Genomic DNA, 22,073 nt, shown 5'->3' with positions numbered 1-22,073 from the left:
GCCTGCCCGACCGCCGCGCCCCGCGTCGGGGCCGGGCATGCCGGGGATCCGTGTCGGGGAACCGCCAGGTCAGGGCCGCGACTAGGGTGGACAGGTGACCACCGAACTGCCCACGCCCGTGCGGGTCGCCGTGCCCGCGGACATCGACGCGCTCGTCGCCACCATGACGACCGCGTTCTTCCAGGACCCGCTCTGGGGGCCGGTCTTCCCCGACACCGACCGGCGGGCGGAGCAGGCGGGGGCGATGTGGCGGCTGTACCTGGTCTCGGCCCTGCGCTACCCGTGGACGTTCGTCACCCGGCGGGTGGAGTCCGCGGCGGTCTGGATCCCGCCGGGCGGCTCCGAGCTGACCCACGAGGAGGAGGACGCCCTGGGGCGCCTGCTGCCGGACGCTGTGGGCCGGGCGGGCGCCGACGAGATCCTGCGGATCTTCGAGCAGCTCGACGCGGCCCGGCCGGAGGAGCCGCACCACTACCTCACCCTACTCGGCACCCACGACGACCACCGCGGCAAGGGCCTGGGGATGCGCCTGCTGGCGGAGAGCCTGGCCCGGATCGACGCTCTCGGCTCACCCGCCTACCTGGAGTCGTCCAACCCGGCGAACGACGCCCGGTACGCGCGGGCCGGCTTCGTCCCCCGGGACCAGATCACCGTGCCCTCCGGCCATGTCGTGACGACCATGTGGCGGCCCGCCCGCCGGGCGGCCCACAGCCACGCGAGCTGACCGGCCCGGAGCCCCGCGTGCCGGGCGGCCCGCAGGCCCGCGAGCTGACCGGCCCGGAGCCCCGCGTGCCGGTCGACGGGCACGCGGGGATCCGGGCCGGATCCGGGCCGGGGCTCAGCCCAGCCGCTTCAGCAGCTCCGCGGCCAGCGGCGCCGAGGAGGCCGGGTTCTGGCCGGTCACCAGGTTGCGGTCGGTGACGACGAACGGGGCCCAGGCCGCGCCCTCCTGGAAGTCCGCGCCGAGCGCCACCAGGCGGTCCTGCAGCAGCCACTTCGCCCGGTCGGCGAGTCCGGCCTGGGTCTCCTCGGTGTTGCTGAAGCCGGTCAGCCGGTAGCCGGCGAACGGCGAGGTGCCGTCCTCGTTGCGGGCCGCCAGCAGCGCGGCGGGCCCGTGGCAGACCACGCCCAGCGGCTTGCCGGACTTCAGCGCGAGGGTGAGCAGCCGGCCGGAGTCGGCGTCGACCGCGAGGTCCTCCATCGGGCCGTGCCCGCCCGGGTAGAACACGGCGTCGTAGTCCTCCAGCGCCACGTCCTGCAGCTTGAGCGGGTGCTGGAGCCCGGAGATACCGGCCAGGGTGTCCGCGACGGCCCGCGCGCCCTCCTCGCCGCCGTTGTACTCCGGGGCGAGGCTGCCCTTGTCCACGGTCGGGACCACGCCGCCGGGGGTGGCGAAGACGATCTCGTGGCCGGCGGCGGTGAACGCCTGGTAGGGCGTGACGGCCTCCTCGGCCCAGAAGCCGGTCGGGTGCTTGGTGCCGTCCGCCAGCGTCCAGTGGTCGGCACCGGTCAGCACGAAAAGGATCTTAGCCATGGTCGGTTCACTCCGTGGGGTGGTAGGCCGGGCGCCGGCGTCCCGTGGCCGGGACGCCGGATCGCTCATCGCCTCGAACGTAGCCCCGCCCGGCATCGGCGACCAATGGGCGCACCGATGCCGGGCATCGGAACACCGATGCCTCGTTCGGGAATGATCCGCGCGCCGGCGCGGACCCCGGGGCGACCCGCGCGCCCGGTCCGGCCGGCCTCCGGGGGCCCGTAGACTCCGCCCATGAGCGATCGGGACGCCACCGGGACGGGCCCCCTGGACCTGAACCTGCTGCGCACCTTCCTGGCGGTCCACCGCTCCGGGTCCTTCACCGCGGCGGCCCACCGGCTGGGGCTGTCGCAGTCCACGGTCACGGCCCAGATCCGCACCCTGGAGCAGCGGCTGGGCCGCCGGCTCTTCGAACGCGGCGCGCGCGGGGTGACCCCGCTGGCCTTCGCCGAGGAGTACGCCGCCCGGGTCCGCGCCCCGCTGGACGAACTGGCGGCCGTCGCCCGCGGCGAGGGCGAGCCGATCGCCGCGGAGCCGGTCCACCTGGCCGGGCCGGCCGAGTTCCTCAGCACCTGCCTCCTCCCGGCGCTGGCGCCGCTGGTCGTCGAGGGCCTGCGGCTGCGGGTGGTCACCGGCCTGACCGATCCGCTCCTGGAGGAACTCCGGGCCGGCCGGCACGACCTGGTCGTCGCCACCCGGCGGCCCCGGGGCCGGACGCTCAGCGCCGTGCCGCTCGCGGACGAGGAGTTCGTCCTGGTCGCCGCGCCGGTCTGGGCGCGGCGGCTGGCCGGCCGGGACCTGCCCGAGGCCTTGGACGACGTGCCGCTGATCAGCTACGCCGAGGACCTGCCGATAGCTCGCCGCTACTGGCGGCACGTCTTCGACCGCCGCCTCGGCGCCCGGGCCGCCGTCACCGTCCCGGATCTGCGGGGTGTCCTGGCGGCGCTCACCGCCGGCGCCGGCTGGAGCGTCCTGCCGGGCTATCTCTGCCGCAGCCGGCTCGCCGCCGGCGAGCTGGTGCTGCTGCACGACCCCGAGGACCCGCCGATCAACACCGCGTACCTCGTACGGCGGCCGGCCGGCTCGGACAACCCGCAGGTGGAGCTGGTCCGCGAACGGCTGCTGGCCGTGGCGAGGACCTGGTGAGGCCCGGCGGCGCGAGGGCCGGGGCCGGGCCGGCGCCAGGGGAGCCACCGGGGCGTCCGCCGGCCCGCCGCCGTCCGCCGGCCCGCCGCTGTCCGCCCGCGGACCGCCGGCCCTTACGCAACCGAACCGACCCGAGGAGCCCCGAGTGAAGCTGTCCGACCTCCTGGCCGGCCACCCGTACACCGTTCTGCGGGGCGACCCCTCGCCGGAGGTCACCGGCGGGGTGTCGGACAGCTCCGCCCACACGGGGGAGCGGTGGCTGTTCGTCGCCGTGCCGGGCCGGCGCGCCGACGGGCACGACCACCTGCACCGGGCCGCCGCGGCCGGTGCGGTGGCCGCGCTGGTCAGTCGTACGCCCGCCGACCCGCCCGAGGGGATGTGCGTGGTCCGGGTCGAGGACACCAGGGTGGCGGCCTCGCTGGCCGCCGCCCGGTGGTTCGGCGAGCCGGGCCGCGCGATGGACGTGGTGGCCGTCACCGGCACCAACGGCAAGACGTCCGTCGCGGCGATGATCGAGAGCGTGGTCACCGAACTCAGCTCGGCGCCGGTCGGTGTGATCGGCACCGGCGGACCACGCCTGGGCGGCCGGCCGGTGCCGCTGGCCACCAGCACGCCCACCACGCCGCAGCCCGTCGACCTCCAGCGGATCCTCGCCCACCTGCGCGACGGCCGGGCCCGGACGGTGGTGATGGAGGTCTCCTCGATGGCGCTCGCCCAGCACCGCACCGACCATGTCTTCGCCCGGACCGGGGTGTTCACCAACCTCAGCCCGGACCACCTGGACGACCACGGCACCATGGCGGCCTACAAGCAGGCCAAGCTGCGGCTCTTCGCGGGCCTGTGCGAGCGGGCGGTGGTGAACGCCGACGACCCGGTCGCCGCGGAGATCCTGGCGCTGATGCCGGCGGCGCTCACGTACGGGATCGACGCCCCGGCGCACTACCGGGCGACCGACGTGGTGGTCACCCCCGCGGGCAGCGCGTTCCGCCTCCAGCACGCCGGCCGGACGCACCGCGCGCGGGTGCCGGTGCCGGGCCTCTTCGGGGTGTACAACGCGCTCGCCGCCGTCGCGGCCTGCCACCAGCTCGGGCACGACGTTCCCGACATCCTCCGCGCACTGGAGCGGCTCCCGCAGATCCCCGGCCGCTTCGAGACGCTCACCACCCCCGCCGGGGCCACCGTGGTGGTCGACTACGCGCACTCCACCGACTCGCTGGAGAAGGCCCTGGCCACCGTCCGCGGCTTCGCCACCGCGCGGGTGATCACCGTCTTCGGGTGCGGCGGCGACCGGGACGCGACCAAGCGGGCACCGATGGGCGCGATCGCCGGCCGCTACTCCGACCTGGTCGTGCTCACCAGCGACAACCCGCGCAGCGAGGATCCGGAGGCGATCCTCGACGCCATCACGGAAGGCCTGCGGGGCACCGACGCCGCCCACGAGCGGATCACCGACCGGCGCCAGGCCATCGCCCACGCGCTGGAGCACGCGGGGCCGGGCGACATCGTGCTGGTCGCGGGCAAGGGATCGGAGACCTACCAGCTGATCGGCGACCGGGCCCTCCCGTTCGAGGACATGCGGGTGGTCCGCGAGCTCACCGCCCGCTGACGGGGACGCGCTCGGCGCCCGTCGGCCCGCGTCCCCGGTTGTCGGCCCGTCATCCCGTCGCTCCGTCATCCCGTCACCCCCGCAGGGGGCGGGGCGGACGGTGTCCGGGTGGGTACGGCAGGCGGACACGCCCTCGGATGCGCCGTCGCGCGCCGCACTGATGGTAGGACTGGGGCGGGCGGCCGCCGCGGCCGAGCCCCGCACCGGAGGAGCCGGCATGAGCATCGAACAGCACCCGCTCGCCACCGCCGTCCACGAGGTGGACCGTCAGCTGCGCCGTACCGCCGTCGATCCCGTCTGCCGCGCCCGCGACCAGCGCTTCCGGCTCGGCGACGAGGAGCACCTGCTGGCGGCGGTGGCCGCCGCCGTCCGAAGCCTGGAGCAACTGTCCGAAGGCCTCTCCGACCAGATCACCGGCGCCGCCTCGCGCGGCGTCCTCGACACCGCGGCCCGGCGCCTCGCCGACGTCTCGTCGCTCCTGAGCGACGGGGTGGCCCGGGCCGCCCGCGCCGCCCGGGCCACCGTGTAGGGACGACGTACCGCCCGGACGCCTCCCGTGTCCGGGCGGGCCGTGCGCGAGGAGGGTGAGCGAATGCCGACCGCCGTCACCGGCGCGCCCCGGCCGGTACCCGGGGGCGGCGCCCTCGCCGTGCCGGGCCCCCGGGCCGTCCGGTGAGCCGGCGGCTTCCGCAGTCCGCGGGGCCCAGGCTGGCCGGTGCGACGATCCTCGGAGCCCTGGTCGGGCTGCTCGTCGGTGGGCTGACCAGGCTGCCGCTCGGGATCCTGGCCGCCATCGCCACGGTCGGCTCGGTCTTCGTGGTGGCGGGCTGGGTGGTGCTCTGGCCGATGGACGCCGGCGCCACCCGGCGCAACGTCCGGCGCGAGGACTTCCGTCCGGTCGCCGAGGAACTCCTGGTGGTCTCGGCCGCCCTGGGCGGCCTGCTCGGCATCGTGATGCTGCTCCTGGTCGGCCACCCGGGCAGTGCGCAATCCGCCGGCGGCCACGCCGCGGCGGCCACCGCGCTCGCCGGCGTCTTCGCGGCCTGGGCGGCCCTGCACCTGATGTACGCCACCCGCTACGCGGACCTGTACTACGGGGACCCGGGCGGCGGCATCGACTTCAACTCCGAGGACCCGCCGAAGTACAGCGACTTCCTGTACTTCAGCTACAACCTCGGCATGACGTACCAGGTCTCCGACACCAGCGTCTCCAACTCCGGGATCCGCGCGGTGGTCCTGCGGCACTGCCTGCTGTCCTACGTCTTCGGCGCCAGCATCCTCGCCACCACCATCAGCCTCGTCGTCGACTTCGTCACGCACTGAGGCCGGTGCTCCCGTGCTCGCGGACCGCCCTGCCCGCCCGGGGCCGGAATGTGACGGGGGCGGGTCGGGTTCGATCGGCCTTCAGGGGCTCGGGCCTACGGGAGCGCCGTGAAGACCGCCTCGGTGAACCTGGCGACCTCGGTGAAGCCAAGCCGCCGGTACAGGGCGATGGCCGTGGCGTTGTCCGCCCGGACGTTGAGCCCGATGTGGTCGGTGGTCTTCGCGAGCTGTCGGCAGAGCGCGGCCACGCACGCTCCGGCAGCGCCGCGTCCCCGCAGTTCGGGGCTCGTCGTGACGTTGCCGAGAGCGGCGACCCGCTGGACGGGCGACCAGACGTGGACGCCGGCGACCGCGATCAGCCGGCCCCCGTCCCGGACGCCGACGTACTGGCCGGTGTCCAGCATCCGGTCGTCGAACCAGTTGCCGGGACAGGCCTCCGCGAAGAGCCTTAGCAGGTCGGGAAGATCGGTGCGCGTGAGCAGGTCGGGCTTCCAGGGGCCGGCGGGGTGAGAAGCCACGAGCGCCATGTCGGAGAGGGCCATGCGCAGCAGCGTGCTGCGGCTGCGCACCTCGTACGCCTCCTCCAGCACCTTGGAAGCGTCACCTGAGAGATGGCCGAAGAATCGGCGCGGCAGGACGGGCAGCATCGCGCGGACCAGGTCCTCGACAGCGGCGGACTCGGCGGGGGACCCGAGGGCCAGCAGGGTCGGGATCTCGCCGACCGCGTAGAGCAGTGCCACCGGGCCGTCGGGCGCGGCCGTGAACCAGGAGGTGTCCGGCCAGAGCAGGTCGTCGAGGTCGCCGAGCTCCATCAGATGGAGGTCCGGGTCGCGCCGGAAGCGGGCTTCGAGAACGGCACGGTCATGGAGGCTGCGCAGGAACATCGAACCAGTCTACGGAGCCTCGGGGAGCCGTTTCCTGCGGGCGGGCCATGCCCGTGGGCCGTCTCCTCGATCGTGTCCCGGTACTTGCGCGGCTCCCGGTCGACGGTCGGTAGGTCGACGAGTTGCCGGCTCCATGGCGAATTCGCGGTCGGAGACGGGGCGGGGGCGTTCAACGACGAGGAGTCCCACGACGAGGAGTCGAATGCCGGTGAGCGGGTACCCGAGGGCCGCTGTCGTTCGCGTCCTTCGAGGGGGAACATTGCTGTCCGAGTCCGTTGTGCCGGAGATCGTGTCGCCTGTCCCGGTCGGGTCCGGGCCGGGCGTCCGGGGGCAGGCGTTGAGGCGCAGGTTGGAGGGCCTGATCGGTATCGCGGCGACCGAGGGGAACGAACTTCTGCCGTTGCGCAACGGCGATGAGATCTTCCCGGCGATGCTGGGGGCGATCGAGGGGGCCCGTCGTACCGTCGACATGACGACGTTCGTGTACTGGCGTGGTGACATCGCCGGCCGCTTCGCGCGGGCACTCGCGCGCAAGGCCGCCGAGGGGCTGCGGGTTCGGCTGTTGCTGGACGGTTTCGGCAGCCGCCTGATCGAGCCGGAACTGGTCGATCTGATGGCGGCCTCCGGCGTACGGGTGGCCTGGTTCCGCCGCCCGGCGCGGCTGTCGCCGCTGAAGCAGAACCATCGTTGCCACCGCAAGGTGCTGGTCGTGGACGGCCGGACGGCCTTCACCGGCGGGGTGGGCATAGCCGAGGAGTGGTGCGGTGATGCCCGTCACCCCGGCGAGTGGCGGGATACCCACGTCCAGGTCCGCGGTCCGGCGGTGGACGGCATCGCCGCGGCGTTCGCCCAGAACTGGGCGGAGTGCCGCCCGGACGGCCTGTACGACGGGGCGGACCGTTTCGAGGAGCACGAACAGCCGGGACGCGCGGTCGTCCAGGTGGTGCGCGGCTCCGCCAGTGTCGGGTGGCAGGACCTGCAGACGCTGATGCGGGTCGTCATCTCGTCGGCCGAGCAGCGGTTGCGGCTGGCGACCGCCTACTTCGCGCCGGACGCCTACTTCGTCGACCTGCTGTGCGCGGCCGCCCGGCGCGGGGTGGAGGTGGAGCTGCTGGTCCCCGGCCGGCACACCGACAAGCGGGTGTGCCAGCTGGCGGGCGAGCGGTACTTCGAGGAGATGGCCGCCTGCGGGATCACGGTGTGGCGCTACGGTCCGACGATGATGCACGCGAAGGTCCTGACCGTGGACGGCGCCGCCGCGGTCATCGGGTCGGCGAATTTCAACCGCCGCTCCCTGGACCACGACGAGGAGGTGGTGCTGGCCGTCGTCGACGAGGACTTCACCGCGCAGCTCGACAAGCACTTCGACGAGGACGTAGCACGCAGCGAACGCGTCGCCCCGGCCCGCTGGCGCCGGCGCGGCCTGGCACGACGTGCGCTGGAGACGGCCACCGTCCCCATCCGGCACTTCCTCTGACCACCGCCGCCCCCCACCCGCAACCCCGACCGAGCAGGTCGGCAGTACTCGCGACGCCCACCGCCCGCTTCACCCGGCCAAGGAGCACGGCCGCCGGCAGCAGCTCCTGACGGCGCTCCTCGACACCGACTTCGGAGCCGCCCTCACCGACGTCACCCGCCCGGCGCCCAACTGTGCCGCAGCCCGCGCCGCCGCCGGCGGTGGTGCTGTCCAGGCGCTCGTTTCGGTGAAGAGCACCCCCGCCGGGCCCGGGGCAGGGCAGACTTGCGGACGTGCCGCCCAGGAACCCGCCCCGCCGCGCCCAGGTCGTCCTCTCGCCGTTCGCGGAGGAGCAGCTGGCCGGGCTCTCGGCCGGCCAGGCCCGGGCGCTGGACCGGGTGCTGACCGTCCTCTCCGTCCGTCCCGACCTGGGGGAACCGCGCCCGGGCGGCCGGCTCCGGCTGTACCGCGACGAGGTCGACCACGTACTGGTCGTCTACCACGTGACGGTCCTTCGGACGGTGGTCGTGGTCGGGTACCTGGAGGTCGACTGACCGGCAGCGGCGACCGACCGGCGGTGCCGACCGGACAGCGGGGGCGGGCCGGGCGGTCAGCTCCGCGGGCCGGACCGGGCGGCCGGGCGGTGGCCGGCCTCGGCGGTCGCCCCGGTCGCTGCGGTGGCCGTCGGCGCGGGATCCGCCGCGGGGGCGGCGGTGGCGGCCGCCGCCTTGCGGGCGCCGGCGTCGGGCATGGTGAAGGCGAAGACCGCCGCGGCCGCCGCGATCAGGGCGAGGGCCAGGTAGCTGTGCTGGTAGGCCGTCAGGGGCGGTCCGGCGCTGCCCGCGCCGGTGGGGTGGAGGACCAGCAGGGTGGTGACGGTCGCCGGCGCCAGGGCCGCGCCGGTCTGCCGGACCACGGTGTTGAGGGTGGCCGCGTGGGCCACGTCGACCCGGGCGACGGTGGTGAACGAGGCGATCGTGGTGGGCATGAAGAACGCCCCCATGGCGAGCCCGAGCAGGAACATGTAGCCGCGCATCGCCCACAGGCCGGTGTGGGCGTCCGCGGTGGCGAAGAGCAGCAGGGCGGCGGTGACGCCCAGCAGCCCGGTGCCGATGATCACCCGCGGCCCGATCCGGGCGTAGAGCACGCCGACCACCTGCATGGTCAGCAGGACGCCGAAGGACTCGGTGAAGGTGACGCTGCCGCTGGCCAGCGCGCTGCCGCCGAGTGCGTCCTGGACGAACAAGGGGGTGAGGAACATCGCGCCCAGCACCGGGACGAAGCCGACCAGGCTGATCAGGTTGGTGTCGCGGAACAGCCGGTCACGGAAGAGCCGCAGCCGTAGGACGGGTTCGGGCACCCGGAGTTCGGTCCGGATCGCCAGGACGAGCAGCACGGCGCCGCCGGCCAGGGCCGCCAGCACCAGGGGCCGGCTCCAGCCGAGGTCGGGGCCGGCGCACACCCCGTACATCAGGGTGCCGGTGGCGGCGGCGCTGAGCAGCAGGCCGCGCAGGTCGAGCCGGCCGGGCGCGTGGTCGCGGTGCTCGGCGAGGAAGAGCAGCCCGAAGAGCATGGCCAGGGCGCCGATCGGCACGTTGACGTAGAAGACCCAGCGCCAGGACAGTCCGGTGACGAGCACGCCGCCGAGCAGCGGGGCGACGGCGGGGGCGATCTGCTGCGGGATGATCAGCAGTCGGGACAGCCGGACCTGTTCGGAGTGGCTGAAGGTGCGGAACAGCAGGGCCTGCGAGGTGGGGGTGAGCAGCCCTGCGGCCAGGCCCTGCAGGGCGCGGGCGGCGACCAGCGAGGGCAGGTCGGGGGCGGCCCCGCAGAGCACGGAGGCCGCGGTGAACACGCCGAGGGACCACAGCAGCATCCGGCAGCCGCCGAAGCGTTCCAGCAGCCAGGCGGAGGAGGGGATCATGATGCCCAGGCAGACCGGGTACACGACGACGACGCTGCTGAGCGAGGCTGCGGTGAGGTGGAACTGGCGGGCGATGCTGGGCAGCGCGACGGTGGTGATGGCGCCGTCGACGATGCAGATGAAGGTGATGGAGACGGTCATGATCGGTACGACGTAGCGCTGGCTGATGCGAGTGCTCATAGAAGCTGAGCATACTCACTATGATGGTGCTCATAAAGCGCGGGGACGAGGAGAGTCGCACGATGGCGGATGAACAGGGATTTGGCAGCAGTGATGTCCTGGTGGACGAACTGTTCGCCACCACGCATCAGTTGCGGATCTTCGTCGACGGCAGGCTGCGTGAGCACGGGGCCTCGGTGGCCCGGCTGAGGGCCCTGCGGGTGCTGGCCAGGACAGGGGAGCCGCTGCGGATGCGGGACCTCAGCGACCTGCTCGGCAACGCCCCGCGCACCACGACCACCATCGTGGACAGCCTGGAGCGCGACGGTCTGGTCGAGCGGATCCGCCATCCGGAGGACCGGCGGGCCTTCCTGCTCGCCCTCACCGAGCTGGGCGCCCGGCACTACCAGGAGGCGGAGGAGTTGGACGGGAGCGCGCTCGCCGTCGCCACCGGGACGCTGGCACCGGCCGAACGGGAACAGCTGCGGGCGCTGCTCGGCCGGATCCGGCAGGCGGTGGCCGACAGTACCGAGTGAGGGCGCGGGGCCGGGTGTCCCCGTGCCCCGGTGTCCGGACGTCAGGTTCGCGGGCGGCCGGTCGACCGCCCGGCCGGGCCGGGTGCGGCCCGGGGTGCGGGCGGCGGCGCGCGACGCCCCCGGGGTGACGGCGCGACGCATGAGGCGGGGCCGGCAGGCCGTGACGGCCGCCGACCCCGCTCAAAGCCGTGGAAGGACGTCAGCCCTCGTTGATGCAGACGTTGCCGAACGCCGGGTTCAGCGCGCCCAGCACGTTGACGCTGTTGCCGCAGGCGTTGATCGGGATGTGGATCGGGATCTGGATGACATTGCCGGACAGGATGCCCGGCGACCCGACGGCGATGCCCTCTGCGGTGGACGAGGCGCTCGCCGCGCCGGCCGATCCGAGCACGAGCGCGGCGGCGGCGCCGGCGAGAACGAGAGCCTTGTGGAGGTCTTTCACGGTCTTCTCCATTCCTGAGGGGATGGTGCAGGTTCATGAAGAAGCCACCACCGGCAGCATCTCGTGCCTGGTGGTGACACCTCCCGACCAGTCTTTGCACCAACCGGGCCGCGCGTCGCGCGGGCACACGGTCCGTTCACCCGCCCGAACGGCATCCGGCCCAGCGCCGCTCCCGGACGGCCCGCCGGTCCGGGGTGCGCCCCGGGCCCGCCCGGCCGCCCGGGCCCGGCCCTCCGACGCGTCAGCCGGTCCGCGCGGGGCCCGGATCGCCCGTTCGGCCCGTTCGGCCCGTTCGGACGGGTGGTGGTCGGACGGCCGGCGCAGGGCGTACGTCTCTCGGGTGGTCGACGGTCGGGGCGCCGAGCAGGCGCCGGAGCTGCGCCGAGCCCTTGGAGGTCCGGCGCCGCACGGCGCCGACCGGCAGCCGGAGGGTCCGTGCGACGTCCCGCTCCGAGAGGTCGAAGGCGTACCGCAGGACGACGCAGACCCGGCTGCGGAACGGCAGCCGGGCCAGGGCCTCCCGTACGTCCGGGGTGGCCTTGGCGCCCGCCCGGTCGGGGTGCGCCGCGACCTCGGTGGGCCTGGCTCGCGCGGTCGGCCCGGGCCGGTACGGGCGGAGCAGTGCTGCGAGGCGCCGGGTCCGTGCCGCCCGGCGGGCCCGTTCACGGGCGAGGCTGATGACGGCCCGGTGTGCGTGGGTCGTCGGACGGTCGGCCCGGTGGGTCCGCTCCCAGTCGCGGCGGACGGCGGCCAGGGCGTCGGCGGCGAGGTCGTCGGGGGCGTCGTCGGCGTGCGTACCGCCCGTCAGGAGGTGTGCGAGGCGGGCCAGTTCGGCGTGGTGGCGCTCGAAGTAGTCGTGGAACTCCTTGGCCGCCCCGTCGGAGATCATGACCTCGCTGCTGCCTCTCGATGGATTGTGAGCGTTAACAGAATCGGCGAAGCGGCAGCGTACCAGTCGGGATGAGCCAAGCACGCTTGTCGGATACATGACGGTCACGGGAAATTCACCGCCCGGCTCTACCCGCATAGACAGTCGGGCCGCCATTCTGGTCCGGCGGCACCGCACCCCAGGTCCCGCCCCCTCCGGAAGCGCACCGCCCACCAGCCGCGATCCGCCCGCCGTGCCCCGGCCCCGCCGCCGTCCCCCCGCGCCCGGTCAGACGCCGGTCGCGGGCGCGCCGGGCGCCGGCCTCGGCCACGGCCGGAGATCGAACGGCCCGGGCACCCGAACCCCCTCGTCCGAGGTCCACCGCCCTACCCGGGAGAGCGAATGAAGCCCCGTTCCGCAGTCACCGTCGTGGTCCTGGCCATGGCCGCGTTCACCGTCACCGCCCCCGCGGCCGTCGCCAGCGGCAGCAAGGTGTCCCAGGCGACGGCCGCGAGCCAGTTCAGGAGCGCCGGGATCACCTGGAGCTCCAGCGGCAACTGCACCACCCGCTCCAACTCGACCTGCACCTCGTTCGAGCAGATCAACTCCGGCACCGTCAGCACGATCATCACCCTCAAGCAGTCCAGCGGCTGCGCAATCAACATCACGGGTGGGACGGAGGTCGGCCACGCCTCCGGCACCTACAGCCACTACAACGGCTACAAGGTCGACATCTCCCGGAACTCCTGCATCGACGGGTACGTCCAGAACAGCTTCACCTACATCGGCTACCGCGGGGACGGCTACCCGCAGTGGAAGGCGGCCTCCGGCAACATCTACTGCAACGAGGGCAGCCACTGGGACATCCTGGTCTACTGACGCAGGAGCAGCGACGGGTGCGGGCCGCCGGGCGGTCCGCACCCGGGCCGCGTGCCCTGGCCGCCCGCCCACGGGGCCCGTGCTCAGCAGGACGTCCGAGTACGCCGCGGCAGGGAGCCTGACGGTCCGAGTGCCGACCCCGGGGCGGCCGGCCGCCGCAGGACGACACCCGGCCGGTCCGGGCAGCGGGCAGGTCCTGACGGACGCCTTTCCCGGTCGATCGGCCGCCCGGGCGGAGGCGTCCGCCCGGGCGCGCCGGTGCCCGTGAGGGTGTGCGGGGGCACGCTCTCACGGGCACCGGTCCGGAGGCTACGGCCGGGAAGCCACGGTCGCGAGGCCGTGCGTCCGGGCCCTCGTGGCCGGCGGCCTACCGGGCCACGGCCGGGCTGCGGACGCCGACGACCCCGCCGCGCGCCCGGGCGACCAGCTCGCGGGCCTCCTCCGGCGAGGCCACCGCGGGCGGCGAGCCGGGCAGCGGGCGTCCGGCGCTCTCCGGCATCAGCCACACCGCGGCCGCGCCGATCACGGCGGCCGCCATCATGTAGTACGCGGGCATCATCCGGTCCCCGGTGGCATTGATCAGCGAGGTGACCACCAGCGGGGTGGTGCCGCCGAACAGCGAGACCGAGATGTTGAACCCCACCGACATCGCGCCGTACCGCACCCGGGTCGGGAACAGTGCCGGCAGCGAGGCCGGCATCGTGCCGGTGAAGCAGCTGAGCAGCAGGCACAGCCCGCCGACGCCGAGCAGGACGCCCCACTGCTCACCGCCCCGGATCAGCAGCAGCGCGGGCACGGACAGCAGCAGGAAGCCGAGGCAGCCGGCCATCAGCACCGGCCGCCGCCCGATCCGGTCCGAGAGGTGTCCGACCGGGCCGTTGACGGCCATCATCAGCACCATCGCGGCGATGATCACCAGCAGGCCGTGGGTGGCGTCGAAGGCGAGCTCGGCGGTCAGGTAGGTCGGCAGGTACGACAGCAGCATGTAGTCGGTCACGTTGTAGACCAGGACGAGCGCCATGCAGAGCAGCAGGGCCCGCCGGTGCGTGGTCAGCAGCTCCCGCAACCCGCCCTTCGGGCGCTGCCGGTCCGCCGGCTCGGCCTGCTCCTGCAGCTTGCGGAAGGCCGGGGTCTCCTCCAGCCGCATCCGCAGGTAGAGGCCGATCAGGCCGAGCGGGCCGGCGATCAGGAACGGCAGTCGCCAGCCCCAGGAGAGCAGGCTCGACTCGTCCAGGGCCGAGGTCATCAGCGTCACCAGCGCGGCGCCCGCCACGTACCCCACCAGGGTGCCGAACTCCAGCCAGCTGCCGAGGAAGCCCCGGCGCCGGTCGGGGGCGTACTCGGCGATGAAGGTCGTCGCGCCGCCGTACTCCCCGCCGGTGGAGAAGCCCTGCACCATCCGGGCGACCAGCAGCAGGACGGGGGCCCAGATGCCGATGGTGGCGTAGGAGGGGATCAGCCCGATCGCGAAGGTGCCGGCGGCCATCATGATCATGGTGGCCGCGAGCACCTTCTGCCGGCCGATCCGGTCACCCAGCGGCCCGAAGACCAGACCGCCCAGCGGCCGGATCAGGAAGGCCGCGGCGAAGGTCCCGAAGGTGGCCAGCAGCTGGGTGGCGCCGCCCGCGGTCGGGAAGAAGACTTTGCCGAGGGTCACCGCCAGATAGCTGTAGACGCCGAAGTCGAACCACTCCATGGCGTTGCCGAGGGCCGCGGCGGACACCGCCCGTCGCAGCATCCCCCGCTCGACGACGGTGACGTCCCCGACCGCGAGGGATCTGCCGGCCGCAGGCGCCGGGGTGACGGTGCCGGCGGCGGGGGTGCCGCCGCCGTTGGACAGGAGGGCTCTCGATGACGCTGGACTCAAGGGTTCACTCTTCGTGCCGGGAACATGGACCGCTCCCGTCTGACCCGTTCGTCTGCGGTCAAACCCCGCCCGGCCGGTACTGAGAGATGCCTCACCCCGGCCCGGCCGCCGCCACGAGGTGCCGGCTCAGGTGACGGGCAGCGGGTCCGGCACCGTCTCGAGCAGCTGCGCGCCGTTGTTGCGGACGGAGTTCACGGCGGTGGAGACCGGCGTGATCCGCAGCTCGCCGCCGGCCGGGGTGTGCAGCAGCCGGCGCAGTTCGACGGCGTCGGTCAGCTCGGGGTCGAGCCAGGCGTCGAAGTCCGCCGCGTCGATGGTCAGCGGCATCCGGTCGTGGACCCGGCCGGCCGCGTCGGTGGCGTCGGTGGTGATGATCGTCGCAGTGGTGAGCCAGGCCGCCGGGTCGTCCTCCGGCACGCTCCGGTCCCGCCAGAATTCGTACAGGCCGGCCATCGGCAGCAGGGTGCCGGCGGCAGGTGCAAGGAAGTACGGCTGCTTGTACGCCTTCGCCCCCTCGGCGGCGGGCACCGGCTTCCACTCGTAGTACCCGTCGGCCGGGATCAGGCACCGGCGGGCGGCGAACGCCTTGCGGAAGGCGGGCTTCTCGTGGACGGTCTCGGCCCGGGCGTTGATCATCCGGGCCCCGCCGCCCGGGTCCTTCGACCAGGACGGCACCAGGCCCCAGCGCACCTGCCGGAGCTGGCGGACCAGCTCACCGGTCTCCCGGTCCAGGCGCTGCAGGGCCACCAGGATCGGGTCCGTCGGCGCCACGTTCCAGCTCGGGGCGAGCGTCTCGGCGGTGGGGAGGCCGACCGCGCCGAAGTACTCGGCCAGGTCCTGGACGGAGGAGGTGGAGACGTAGCGACCGCACATACCCCCACCGTGCCATCCCGAAGGCCCCGTCGGGGGGCCGACGCACCAACCCGTCCGGCCGGTCCGCGCCGGCGGGCGCGCGAGCGGGGCGCGTCGGCGAGTGCGCGTGCGCACGGCAGGGCGGCTCACGGGGGACCAGTCGGGTGGGGAGCGGCCGGACGGGTCCGTGCGCCACCTGCCACCGGCCGCCTTCAGCGACCCTCCGCCGTGGGCCGATGGTGGACGTACTCGACGACCGTGCCGTCCGGGTGGCGGGCGTTGAACCCGGCCCCGGTGGGTACCTCCTGGAACGGGAAGACGATCTCCGCGCCCGCGGCGACCAGCCGGTCGTGGTACGGCCGCACGTCGTCCACCAGCAGGGTGCCGGTGGTGGAGCGGAACGGGGCCAGCTCCGCCTCGGGGCCCTCGATCAGCAGGAAGGCCCCGACCGTGGCCAGCCGCAGGGCGCCGAAGGCGAACCGGGCATCGGCCGTCACCCCCTGCAGCCGCTCGTAGAACCCGATCCCCGGCTCCAGTGCGCCCGGGCCGAGGAAGACCCGGACCAGGACCCGGGGGGCGGTCAGTTGGGAGGAGTCGTTCTCGCGACGCCATACCTCGGGCGCCCGCTGCTGTTCCGTCATGCCACCAGGCTGCCCGTGGCCGGCCGGGGTTACCAGGCAGCCGTTCATGGGGGTGCCCACCGCTCATAGGATCCGGCGGTCGGGCGCGGTCCCCGGGACAGGGAGCCCCCGGTCGGAGGGGCTCCCGCCGGCGGCCGCGGCGTCAGTGGGTCCAGGGGCGCCGCTCACCGGGGTGGACCTCGGCCGCGAAGTCGTCCGCCAGGGCGGCGATCACGGCGCGTCCCTCGACCTGGGCCAGCCAGGCCTGCGGCAGCCGGACGTCCCCGTGCAGCGCGCCCAGCAGGTTGCCGCAGAGGGAGCCGGTGGAGTCGCTGTCGCCGGAGTGGTTGACGGACAGCAGGAAGGCCGCCTCGACAGGGGTCCGCGGCGGCCTCGGGTCGCAGTGCGTGCCGTTGTGGTCCAGGCGGTAGACCTGCGGCCGGGTGGGGGCCAGCGCCGCGTAGACCGCGATGCTGAGCGCCTCCTCGGCGACCCAGCCCGCGCCGAGGCTCTCCACCTTCTCCGGGGTCGCCTCGCCGTCGGCGGCCAGGTCGAGGGCCGCGCGGAGGGCGGCGGTCGTCTCCTGGTGCCCCTGGTAACGCGACAACAGGTGCAGCGTCCGCAGGACGGCGGCCTGCAGCGAGTCACCCTCGACCAGGTGGCCGACCAGGGCGGCGAAGGCCCCCGCCGCGTAGTAGCCGGTGGGGTGGCCGTGGGTGATCTGCGCGCAGGCGGCGGCGAGTTCGAAGGCCTGGTCCGGAGCGAGACCGGCGAACCCGAACGGCGCCGAGCGCATCACCGTGCCGCAGCCCTTGGAATCGGGGTTCACCGGGCCCGGAGTGCCGTCGAGCTTCTCGCCCCGGCGGGGGACGTGCGTCGACCGCAGTCCGGAGAGACAGGCGTTGCCGGGGGCGCGTCGGGCGTACAGCCAGGGCTCCTCGCGCAGCCACCCGTAACGGTGGCCGGCGCCGTCCGCGGGCGGCGGGGCAGGATGGTTCTGGGTGTCCAGCCAGCGCAGGTAGGCCTCGCGGACCAGGGCCGGCTCGGCGCCTCCGCTGCTCTTCGCCCGGGACCGGGCATGCCCGAGCAGGTAGCCCTCGGCGGTGAACAGCGTCATCTGGGTGTCGTCGGTGATCCGCCCGATCACCCCCTCGGCGTCCGCGACCGGCCCGGTGACCCCGGCCGCCCCGTACTTGGCCCGGATCGCGTCCAGGGACAGGAATTCGACCGGATTGCCCAGGGCGTCCCCGATGGCTCCGCCGAGCATGCTGCCGCGGACGCGGGAGCGGTGGACGGCCGACTCGTCCCATGAGCGGTGCTTCACTGACAACTCTCCCGTCCCCGCCGGCGGGCGAGCGCCACCTGGTGCGGCGCGGCCGGTCCGGCTGCCCGCCATCCTGCCAGGCGGGCCCCGGAGCCACGGACCTGACGGCCCCTCCACCCGGCCCCTCCATCTGGCCCAGCGCCGGGCGCCGGTCTACGGAGTACGGGCCGTGGCGGCCAGGTGGGCGCGGTCGCCGCCCAGGGCCGTGTAGAGGTCGGTCCATCGGCGGTCGGTGCCGGTGGCGGGCCGGCCGTCGCAGAAGTCCTTGGTGCCGTTGGCGGTGTAGTACCGCATCCTCTCCAGCACGGACTTGGTGTCGGCCCGTTCGCTGGCCGTGTAGCGGCTGCCGGGAGCCTTCGCCTGGTGCACCAGGCAGGTCGGGGCGGCCGCACCGGCCTGGGCGTCGAGCGAGCCGTCGTCCGAGACGGCGCAGCCGCTCAGGGCGGCGAGCGCGAGCAGCAGGGCGAACGGGGCGGGACGTGGATTCATGTGGACGTGGATCGGGCGCGCCCGAGCACAGGTTTCATCGTTCTCGCTTCCGGTGGGGGGCGACAGGTCGCCCGCTGCGGGTGCGGTGCCCGCCGGCCCTGGGCGGGCGGGGCGGGTCGATCACCGCACTCCACCGGCGCTTCGCCCTCGCGGGTGGGTCGGATTGCCCGGCTCACCCGCACGGCGAAGTCCGGCCACCCGATCGGCCCTGCGCCGGCCCGTTGGGGGCCGGTCGTGACCCGGCCGGCCGGTCCGGCCCCACAGGACCGTGTTCGCCCGTTCCCGAGACCCCGTCATGTCCTGCGTCTTCCGCGGCCACAGGGCTTGTTGACGGATGGTCGATCTGACTCGTCGAAGGTTGGCCCAGTTGGCCCAGCTCCCCGGGAGCCCGGTGCGGTCCTGTGTGATCGTCTTCTCACAGCTGAGCTTTCCTGGGTGGCGGTAGGTCCGACGTGGTGAAGAGCCGCGGCCCCCCGGCCCGGAGGGCCGTCGTCGATCGGCGGCCCGGTCTTCCAGGGGCTCGACCCCAGGAAGGAAGACTCCGTGATCAGCAAGCACTGCCTGGCCGTCATAGTCCGCTCCGCCACCGCGACCGCGGTCGCCCTCCTGCTCGCGCTGGCCGCGCTCCCGGGACAGGCGGCGGTCGCGGCCCCGGTGGTGGTCCAGCTCCGGCTCACCCCGACCGGTGCCACCGCCGGCGCCGAGGTGTCCGCCACCCTCACGGTGCTGTCCTCGCGATGTCAGACCGTACGGTCCCTAGGGGTCGGGGTCCGGGACTTCGCCGGGCACAATCTGGACTTCCCCGGATCGGCGTCGGACGTCCGGATCTGCCCCACCGGGATCACCATGACCACCCGCGCCCGGGCCTTCCCGGCCGGCACCTACCTCCAGTTCGGCTTCTACCGGGACGCCTCCGGCTACCACAACCTGTTCGGCACCACGCTGACGGTCCGACCGGCCGCCGTCCCGGCCGTCCCGACCGTCCCCGCTGTGCCGACCGTCCCGACCGCCCCGTCAGCCCCGACCGTCCCGGCGGTCCCGACCGTCCCGACCGTCCCGGCGGTCCCGGCGACGGCGCCGCCGGTCGCCGGCCGGTCGCCGGTCTTCCTGGAGGAGTTCAGCCGCCCCATCGACTGGGGCGGCACCTGGGTCGGTACCCGGACCAGCGCCTACGAGTACGGCGACCACAACCCGAAGGACAACAAGCTGGACCTGCTCGCCCAGGACGCCGTCACGGTCGCCGACGGAGCGGCCACCTTCACCGCCCGGCCCGGCTCGCGGGTGCTGGAGAACGGCCTGCAGTCCTGGACGACGGGCCTGCTCACCACCGAGGGGTCGGCGCGCGACTTCAAGGTCCGTACCGGCGACTACATCGAGACCCGGGTGCAGCTCCCGGCCAGGTCGGGTGCCTGGCCGGCGCTGTGGACCTGGAAGAACGGCGGCAACGAGGTCGATGTGTTCGAGTACCACCCCGACCACCCCGATCTCCTCGAACTCACCAACCACGTCCGGAGCGGCTCCGCCAACTACGCGAATCCGAAGGCGGTCGCGCCCGGGGCCTGGGTGACCGTCGGGGTGCTGTGCGGCGCCACCTCCGACGACTGGTACGTCAACAACACCAAGGTCTACTCCGACCGGACGGGTGTCGGCAGCCAGTGGTCGGCCTACCTGATCCTCAACCTCTCCGTCAGCGCGGGGCGCTACCACCCGGCGCCGGACAGCACCAAGCCGATCACCTTCGCCGCCGACTACCTGCGGGTCTGGCGGTAGCCCGGCCGGTCCCCGGCGCGACCCGGGGAGCCCCGGCGGGCGGCGGCCGGTCCCTCCTTCGGAGCAACGGGAGCACGGGCCGTACAGGCAGTCAGCGGGTACCGGTGGGCGGCGGGACGGCAGGCCAGGGCCGTCCCGCCGCCCGTCCGGGCGGTGCCGGCCGGTGGCCCGGGCGGGTGAATCCGGCTGGCCGTCAGGGCTGCCCGGCGGTTGCATGAGGTCAAGCCATTCCCGTCTGACCTTGGGAGGGTCCCGTGCACGAGATGCGAGCCGAAGCCGACCACAGCACGCAGGGGCGGAGTCTGCTGTGGCATGTGGTTGCGAAGGAGGACGGCAGCCGGTCCCTCTGCGGGAGCCGGTTGCAGCCGACCGGGCCGGCGCCGTCGCCCGGTCCCGGTGGCCCCGACGGGCTGCCGGACCGCTACTGTGCGCCCTGCCTGGATGCGGTGCGCCGCACGATGCAGGCGGCGGGCAGTGCGCCGGGCTCCGAAGCGGTTCCCCCGGCCGCCTTCGGCGCGGCCGACGCGCCGCCGGTCGGTGATCCCCAGCCCGCGGGGTGACGCCCGGGGCCGGGGAGGCCCGGCCCGCGGGGGCGGGTGCGGCCCCGACCGCGCGTGAAGAAGGACCGGTGCCCCGGCGCCCCGGGACGGTGAGCCAGCCGCCGTCCCCGGGGCGCCGGGGCTTCGTGGCGCCGGGCGCCCGCCCGCCGGCCGCTCCCGGTTCGAGGCCCGAGGCCGGACGCCGTCCGGGGGTGCCGGTTGCCTTCTCCGAGGGTGGCCGGTTTAATAAATGAAAAGCCATTTATTAATGAGGTGAGCAACGGTGGCCGGACGCCCCCGAGGGGTCGACGACGTGGTGATCCTGCGCGCGGCGGCCGAGGTGATCGGCCGGGTGGGCCCCGCCGGATTCACCCTGGCAGCGGTCGCCGGCGAGGTCGGACTGGTGCCCGGCACACTGCTGCAGCGGTTCGGCTCCAAGCGCGGCCTGCTGCTGGCGCTCGCCGACCGGTCCGTCGCCGACGCGGACGAGCTGCCCGAAAAGCTGCGCCGGGAACACCCCTCCGCGCTCGGGGCGCTGGTGGCGCTGACGGTCGGCTCGACGGCCCCGATGGCCACACCCGAGCGCTTCGCCAACCACCTGGCCTTCCTCTGCACCGACCTCACCGACCCGCAGCTGCACGAGCGCGCCCTGGCCGTCCACCGGGCGCAGGGGCGGGCGGTCGAGGCCCTGCTGGCGGAGGCCGTCCGCGCGGGCGAGCTGCTCCCGGGGACGGACGTCGGTGCGCTGGCCGGCACCCTGCAGGCGATCACCGCCGGCGCCGGTCTCACCTGGGCGCTGGAGCGGGACGGCACCCTGGCCGAGCGGCTCCGGCGCGAACTCGGCGCCGTACTGGCCCCGCACGTCCCACCCCGTCACAGCCACGACCTGGAGGAAACATGACGACACACCACCGGCCGCTGGCCGGACGGGTGGCCCTGGTGGCCGGCGGCACCCGGGGCGGTGGGCGCGGGATCGCCGTCGAGCTCGGCGCCGCCGGTGCGACGGTGTACGTGTCGGGCCGCAGCAGCGCGGCCGGCCGCTCCGAGCTGGGCCGCGCCGAGACCATCGAGGAGACCGCCGAGCGGGTGACCGCGGCCGGCGGCCTGGGCATCCCGGTCCGCACCGACCACAGCCGGCCGGCGGAGGTCCGCGCGCTGGTGGACCGCATCGCGGCCGAGCAGGACGGCCGGCTCGACGTCCTGGTCAACTCCGTCTGGGGCGGCGACCCGCTGACCGACTGGGAATACCCCCTGTGGGAGCAGGACCTGGAGCGCGGCCTGCGGCTGCTCCGGCAGGCCGTCGAGACCCATGTGATCACCAGCCGGTTCGCGCTGCCGCTGATGGTCGCCCGGGGGAGCGGGCTGGTGGTGGAGGTCACCGACGGCAACACCGCCCGCTACCGGGGCTCGTTCTTCTACGACCTGGCGAAGTCGGCGGTGATCCGGCTGGCCTTCGCCCAGGCCGCCGAGCTCAAGCCGCACGGTGTCGCCGCCGTGGCGCTCACCCCCGGCTTCCTGCGCTCGGAGGCCATGCTGGAGCACTTCGGCGTCACCGAGGAGAACTGGCGGGACGGCGCGGCCGAGGACCCGAACTTCGCGTACTCCGAGACCCCCGCCTACCTGGGGCGGGCGGTCGCCGCGCTGGCCGCCGACCCGGCCGTGCTGGCGCGGACCGGGCGGGCCCTGGCCACCTGGGGCCTCTCCAAGGAGTACGGATTCACCGACGCGGACGGCAGCCGGCCGGACTTCGCCGCGCACTGGGCCGCCGAGCTGGAGGAGGAGTACGGCCCGCTCGGCGATCCCCTGTGACCGGGCCGGGCCGGGCGGGGTGGTGCGGTACGGCGGGCAGACGGAA

At 74.3% G+C, this 22,073-nt stretch carries 22 protein-coding genes; 12 read left to right on the top strand and 10 right to left on the bottom strand.

Features of this window, described 5'->3' with window-relative positions; all coding sequences use genetic code 11:
* Window positions 1–94 precede the first annotated feature (94 nt).
* Window positions 95–724 (top strand): GNAT family N-acetyltransferase, encoded by a 630-nt coding sequence (locus OG689_RS00830; protein ID WP_266316652.1) that lies wholly within the window; start codon window positions 95–97, stop codon window positions 722–724.
* A 114-nt stretch (window positions 725–838) separates the two neighbouring features.
* Here the strand turns inward: OG689_RS00830 and OG689_RS00825 are convergent, their stop codons facing one another.
* Window positions 839–1,534, bottom strand: a complete 696-nt coding sequence (locus OG689_RS00825) for a type 1 glutamine amidotransferase domain-containing protein (protein ID WP_266316651.1) — start codon at window positions 1,532–1,534, stop codon at window positions 839–841.
* A gap of 234 nt (window positions 1,535–1,768) precedes the next feature.
* Between OG689_RS00825 and OG689_RS00820 the strand changes: the two genes are divergently transcribed.
* The 4 genes from OG689_RS00820 to OG689_RS00805 all read left to right on the top strand — a co-directional run bounded on the left by OG689_RS00820 (window position 1,769) and on the right by OG689_RS00805 (window position 5,609).
* Entirely contained in the window at window positions 1,769–2,680 is a 912-nt protein-coding gene (locus tag OG689_RS00820; protein WP_266316650.1) for a LysR family transcriptional regulator, read from the top strand.
* 145 nt (window positions 2,681–2,825) lie between these two features.
* Window positions 2,826–4,286 carry a UDP-N-acetylmuramoyl-L-alanyl-D-glutamate--2,6-diaminopimelate ligase gene (locus OG689_RS00815; RefSeq protein WP_266316649.1) on the top strand — a complete coding sequence of 487 codons (1,461 nt, stop codon included), beginning with the start codon at window positions 2,826–2,828 and terminating at the stop codon, window positions 4,284–4,286.
* Between the two features lie 217 nt (window positions 4,287–4,503).
* Window positions 4,504–4,815 (top strand): hypothetical protein, encoded by a 312-nt coding sequence (locus OG689_RS00810; protein ID WP_266316648.1) that lies wholly within the window; start codon window positions 4,504–4,506, stop codon window positions 4,813–4,815.
* A 143-nt stretch (window positions 4,816–4,958) separates the two neighbouring features.
* Window positions 4,959–5,609: a DUF1345 domain-containing protein gene (locus OG689_RS00805; protein ID WP_266316647.1), complete on the top strand. Its 651-nt coding sequence runs from the start codon at window positions 4,959–4,961 to the stop codon at window positions 5,607–5,609.
* Window positions 5,610–5,704: 95 nt separating this feature from the next.
* Here OG689_RS00805 and OG689_RS00800 read toward each other — a convergent pair whose 3' ends face one another.
* Window positions 5,705–6,493 (bottom strand): GNAT family N-acetyltransferase, encoded by a 789-nt coding sequence (locus OG689_RS00800; RefSeq protein ID WP_266316646.1) that lies wholly within the window; start codon window positions 6,491–6,493, stop codon window positions 5,705–5,707.
* 286 nt (window positions 6,494–6,779) lie between these two features.
* On the opposite strand from OG689_RS00800, the gene OG689_RS00795 reads away from it, so the two are divergent.
* Window positions 6,780–7,970: a phospholipase D-like domain-containing protein gene (locus tag OG689_RS00795; RefSeq protein WP_266326772.1), complete on the top strand. Its 1,191-nt coding sequence runs from the start codon at window positions 6,780–6,782 to the stop codon at window positions 7,968–7,970.
* Between the two features lie 272 nt (window positions 7,971–8,242).
* Window positions 8,243–8,503 carry a hypothetical protein gene (locus tag OG689_RS00790; protein ID WP_266316644.1) on the top strand — a complete coding sequence of 87 codons (261 nt, stop codon included), beginning with the start codon at window positions 8,243–8,245 and terminating at the stop codon, window positions 8,501–8,503.
* Window positions 8,504–8,559: 56 nt separating this feature from the next.
* Here OG689_RS00790 and OG689_RS00785 read toward each other — a convergent pair whose 3' ends face one another.
* Window positions 8,560–10,053 carry a DHA2 family efflux MFS transporter permease subunit gene (locus tag OG689_RS00785; RefSeq protein ID WP_266316643.1) on the bottom strand — a complete coding sequence of 498 codons (1,494 nt, stop codon included), beginning with the start codon at window positions 10,051–10,053 and terminating at the stop codon, window positions 8,560–8,562.
* A 62-nt stretch (window positions 10,054–10,115) separates the two neighbouring features.
* On the opposite strand from OG689_RS00785, the gene OG689_RS00780 reads away from it, so the two are divergent.
* Window positions 10,116–10,568, top strand: coding sequence for a MarR family transcriptional regulator (locus OG689_RS00780; RefSeq protein ID WP_266316642.1), 453 nt, complete (start codon window positions 10,116–10,118; stop codon window positions 10,566–10,568).
* Between the two features lie 199 nt (window positions 10,569–10,767).
* Here OG689_RS00780 and OG689_RS00775 read toward each other — a convergent pair whose 3' ends face one another.
* Both OG689_RS00775 and OG689_RS00770 read right to left on the bottom strand, forming a co-directional pair.
* Complete coding sequence (locus OG689_RS00775; protein ID WP_266316641.1) at window positions 10,768–11,022, bottom strand: chaplin; 255 nt, start codon at window positions 11,020–11,022, stop codon at window positions 10,768–10,770.
* Between the two features lie 229 nt (window positions 11,023–11,251).
* Window positions 11,252–11,899, bottom strand: coding sequence for a sigma factor-like helix-turn-helix DNA-binding protein (locus OG689_RS00770; protein ID WP_266316640.1), 648 nt, complete (start codon window positions 11,897–11,899; stop codon window positions 11,252–11,254).
* A 381-nt stretch (window positions 11,900–12,280) separates the two neighbouring features.
* On the opposite strand from OG689_RS00770, the gene OG689_RS00765 reads away from it, so the two are divergent.
* Entirely contained in the window at window positions 12,281–12,757 is a 477-nt protein-coding gene (locus OG689_RS00765) for a hypothetical protein (protein ID WP_266316639.1), read from the top strand.
* A gap of 367 nt (window positions 12,758–13,124) precedes the next feature.
* Here OG689_RS00765 and proP read toward each other — a convergent pair whose 3' ends face one another.
* The 5 genes from proP to OG689_RS00740 form a co-directional block, all read right to left on the bottom strand.
* Window positions 13,125–14,624, bottom strand: coding sequence for a glycine betaine/L-proline transporter ProP (gene proP / locus OG689_RS00760; protein WP_266316638.1), 1,500 nt, complete (start codon window positions 14,622–14,624; stop codon window positions 13,125–13,127).
* A gap of 126 nt (window positions 14,625–14,750) precedes the next feature.
* Window positions 14,751–15,497, bottom strand: a complete 747-nt coding sequence (locus OG689_RS00755) for an SOS response-associated peptidase (protein ID WP_266316637.1) — start codon at window positions 15,495–15,497, stop codon at window positions 14,751–14,753.
* Between the two features lie 191 nt (window positions 15,498–15,688).
* A complete protein-coding gene (locus OG689_RS00750) occupies window positions 15,689–16,117 on the bottom strand; it encodes a VOC family protein (RefSeq protein WP_266316636.1) in 429 nt (142 codons plus the stop codon).
* Between the two features lie 142 nt (window positions 16,118–16,259).
* Window positions 16,260–17,363, bottom strand: a complete 1,104-nt coding sequence (locus OG689_RS00745) for an ADP-ribosylglycohydrolase family protein (RefSeq protein WP_266326770.1) — start codon at window positions 17,361–17,363, stop codon at window positions 16,260–16,262.
* Between the two features lie 210 nt (window positions 17,364–17,573).
* Entirely contained in the window at window positions 17,574–17,909 is a 336-nt protein-coding gene (locus tag OG689_RS00740; protein WP_266316635.1) for a hypothetical protein, read from the bottom strand.
* Between the two features lie 543 nt (window positions 17,910–18,452).
* Between OG689_RS00740 and OG689_RS00735 the strand changes: the two genes are divergently transcribed.
* The 3 genes from OG689_RS00735 to OG689_RS00725 all read left to right on the top strand — a co-directional run bounded on the left by OG689_RS00735 (window position 18,453) and on the right by OG689_RS00725 (window position 22,027).
* Window positions 18,453–19,679: a family 16 glycosylhydrolase gene (locus tag OG689_RS00735; protein ID WP_266316634.1), complete on the top strand. Its 1,227-nt coding sequence runs from the start codon at window positions 18,453–18,455 to the stop codon at window positions 19,677–19,679.
* A gap of 822 nt (window positions 19,680–20,501) precedes the next feature.
* Entirely contained in the window at window positions 20,502–21,119 is a 618-nt protein-coding gene (locus OG689_RS00730; RefSeq protein ID WP_266316633.1) for a TetR/AcrR family transcriptional regulator, read from the top strand.
* Complete coding sequence (locus tag OG689_RS00725) at window positions 21,116–22,027, top strand: SDR family oxidoreductase (protein WP_266316631.1); 912 nt, start codon at window positions 21,116–21,118, stop codon at window positions 22,025–22,027. Before OG689_RS00730 ends, OG689_RS00725 begins: the two co-directional genes overlap by 4 nt.
* Window positions 22,028–22,073: the final 46 nt, after the last annotated feature.

The sequence above is a fragment of the Kitasatospora sp. NBC_00240 genome, from assembly GCF_026342405.1.
Taxonomy (GTDB): Bacteria; Actinomycetota; Actinomycetes; order Streptomycetales; family Streptomycetaceae; genus Kitasatospora.
Note: the sequence above shows the minus strand (reverse complement) of the source record. Positions and strands in the feature narration are given on the sequence as shown.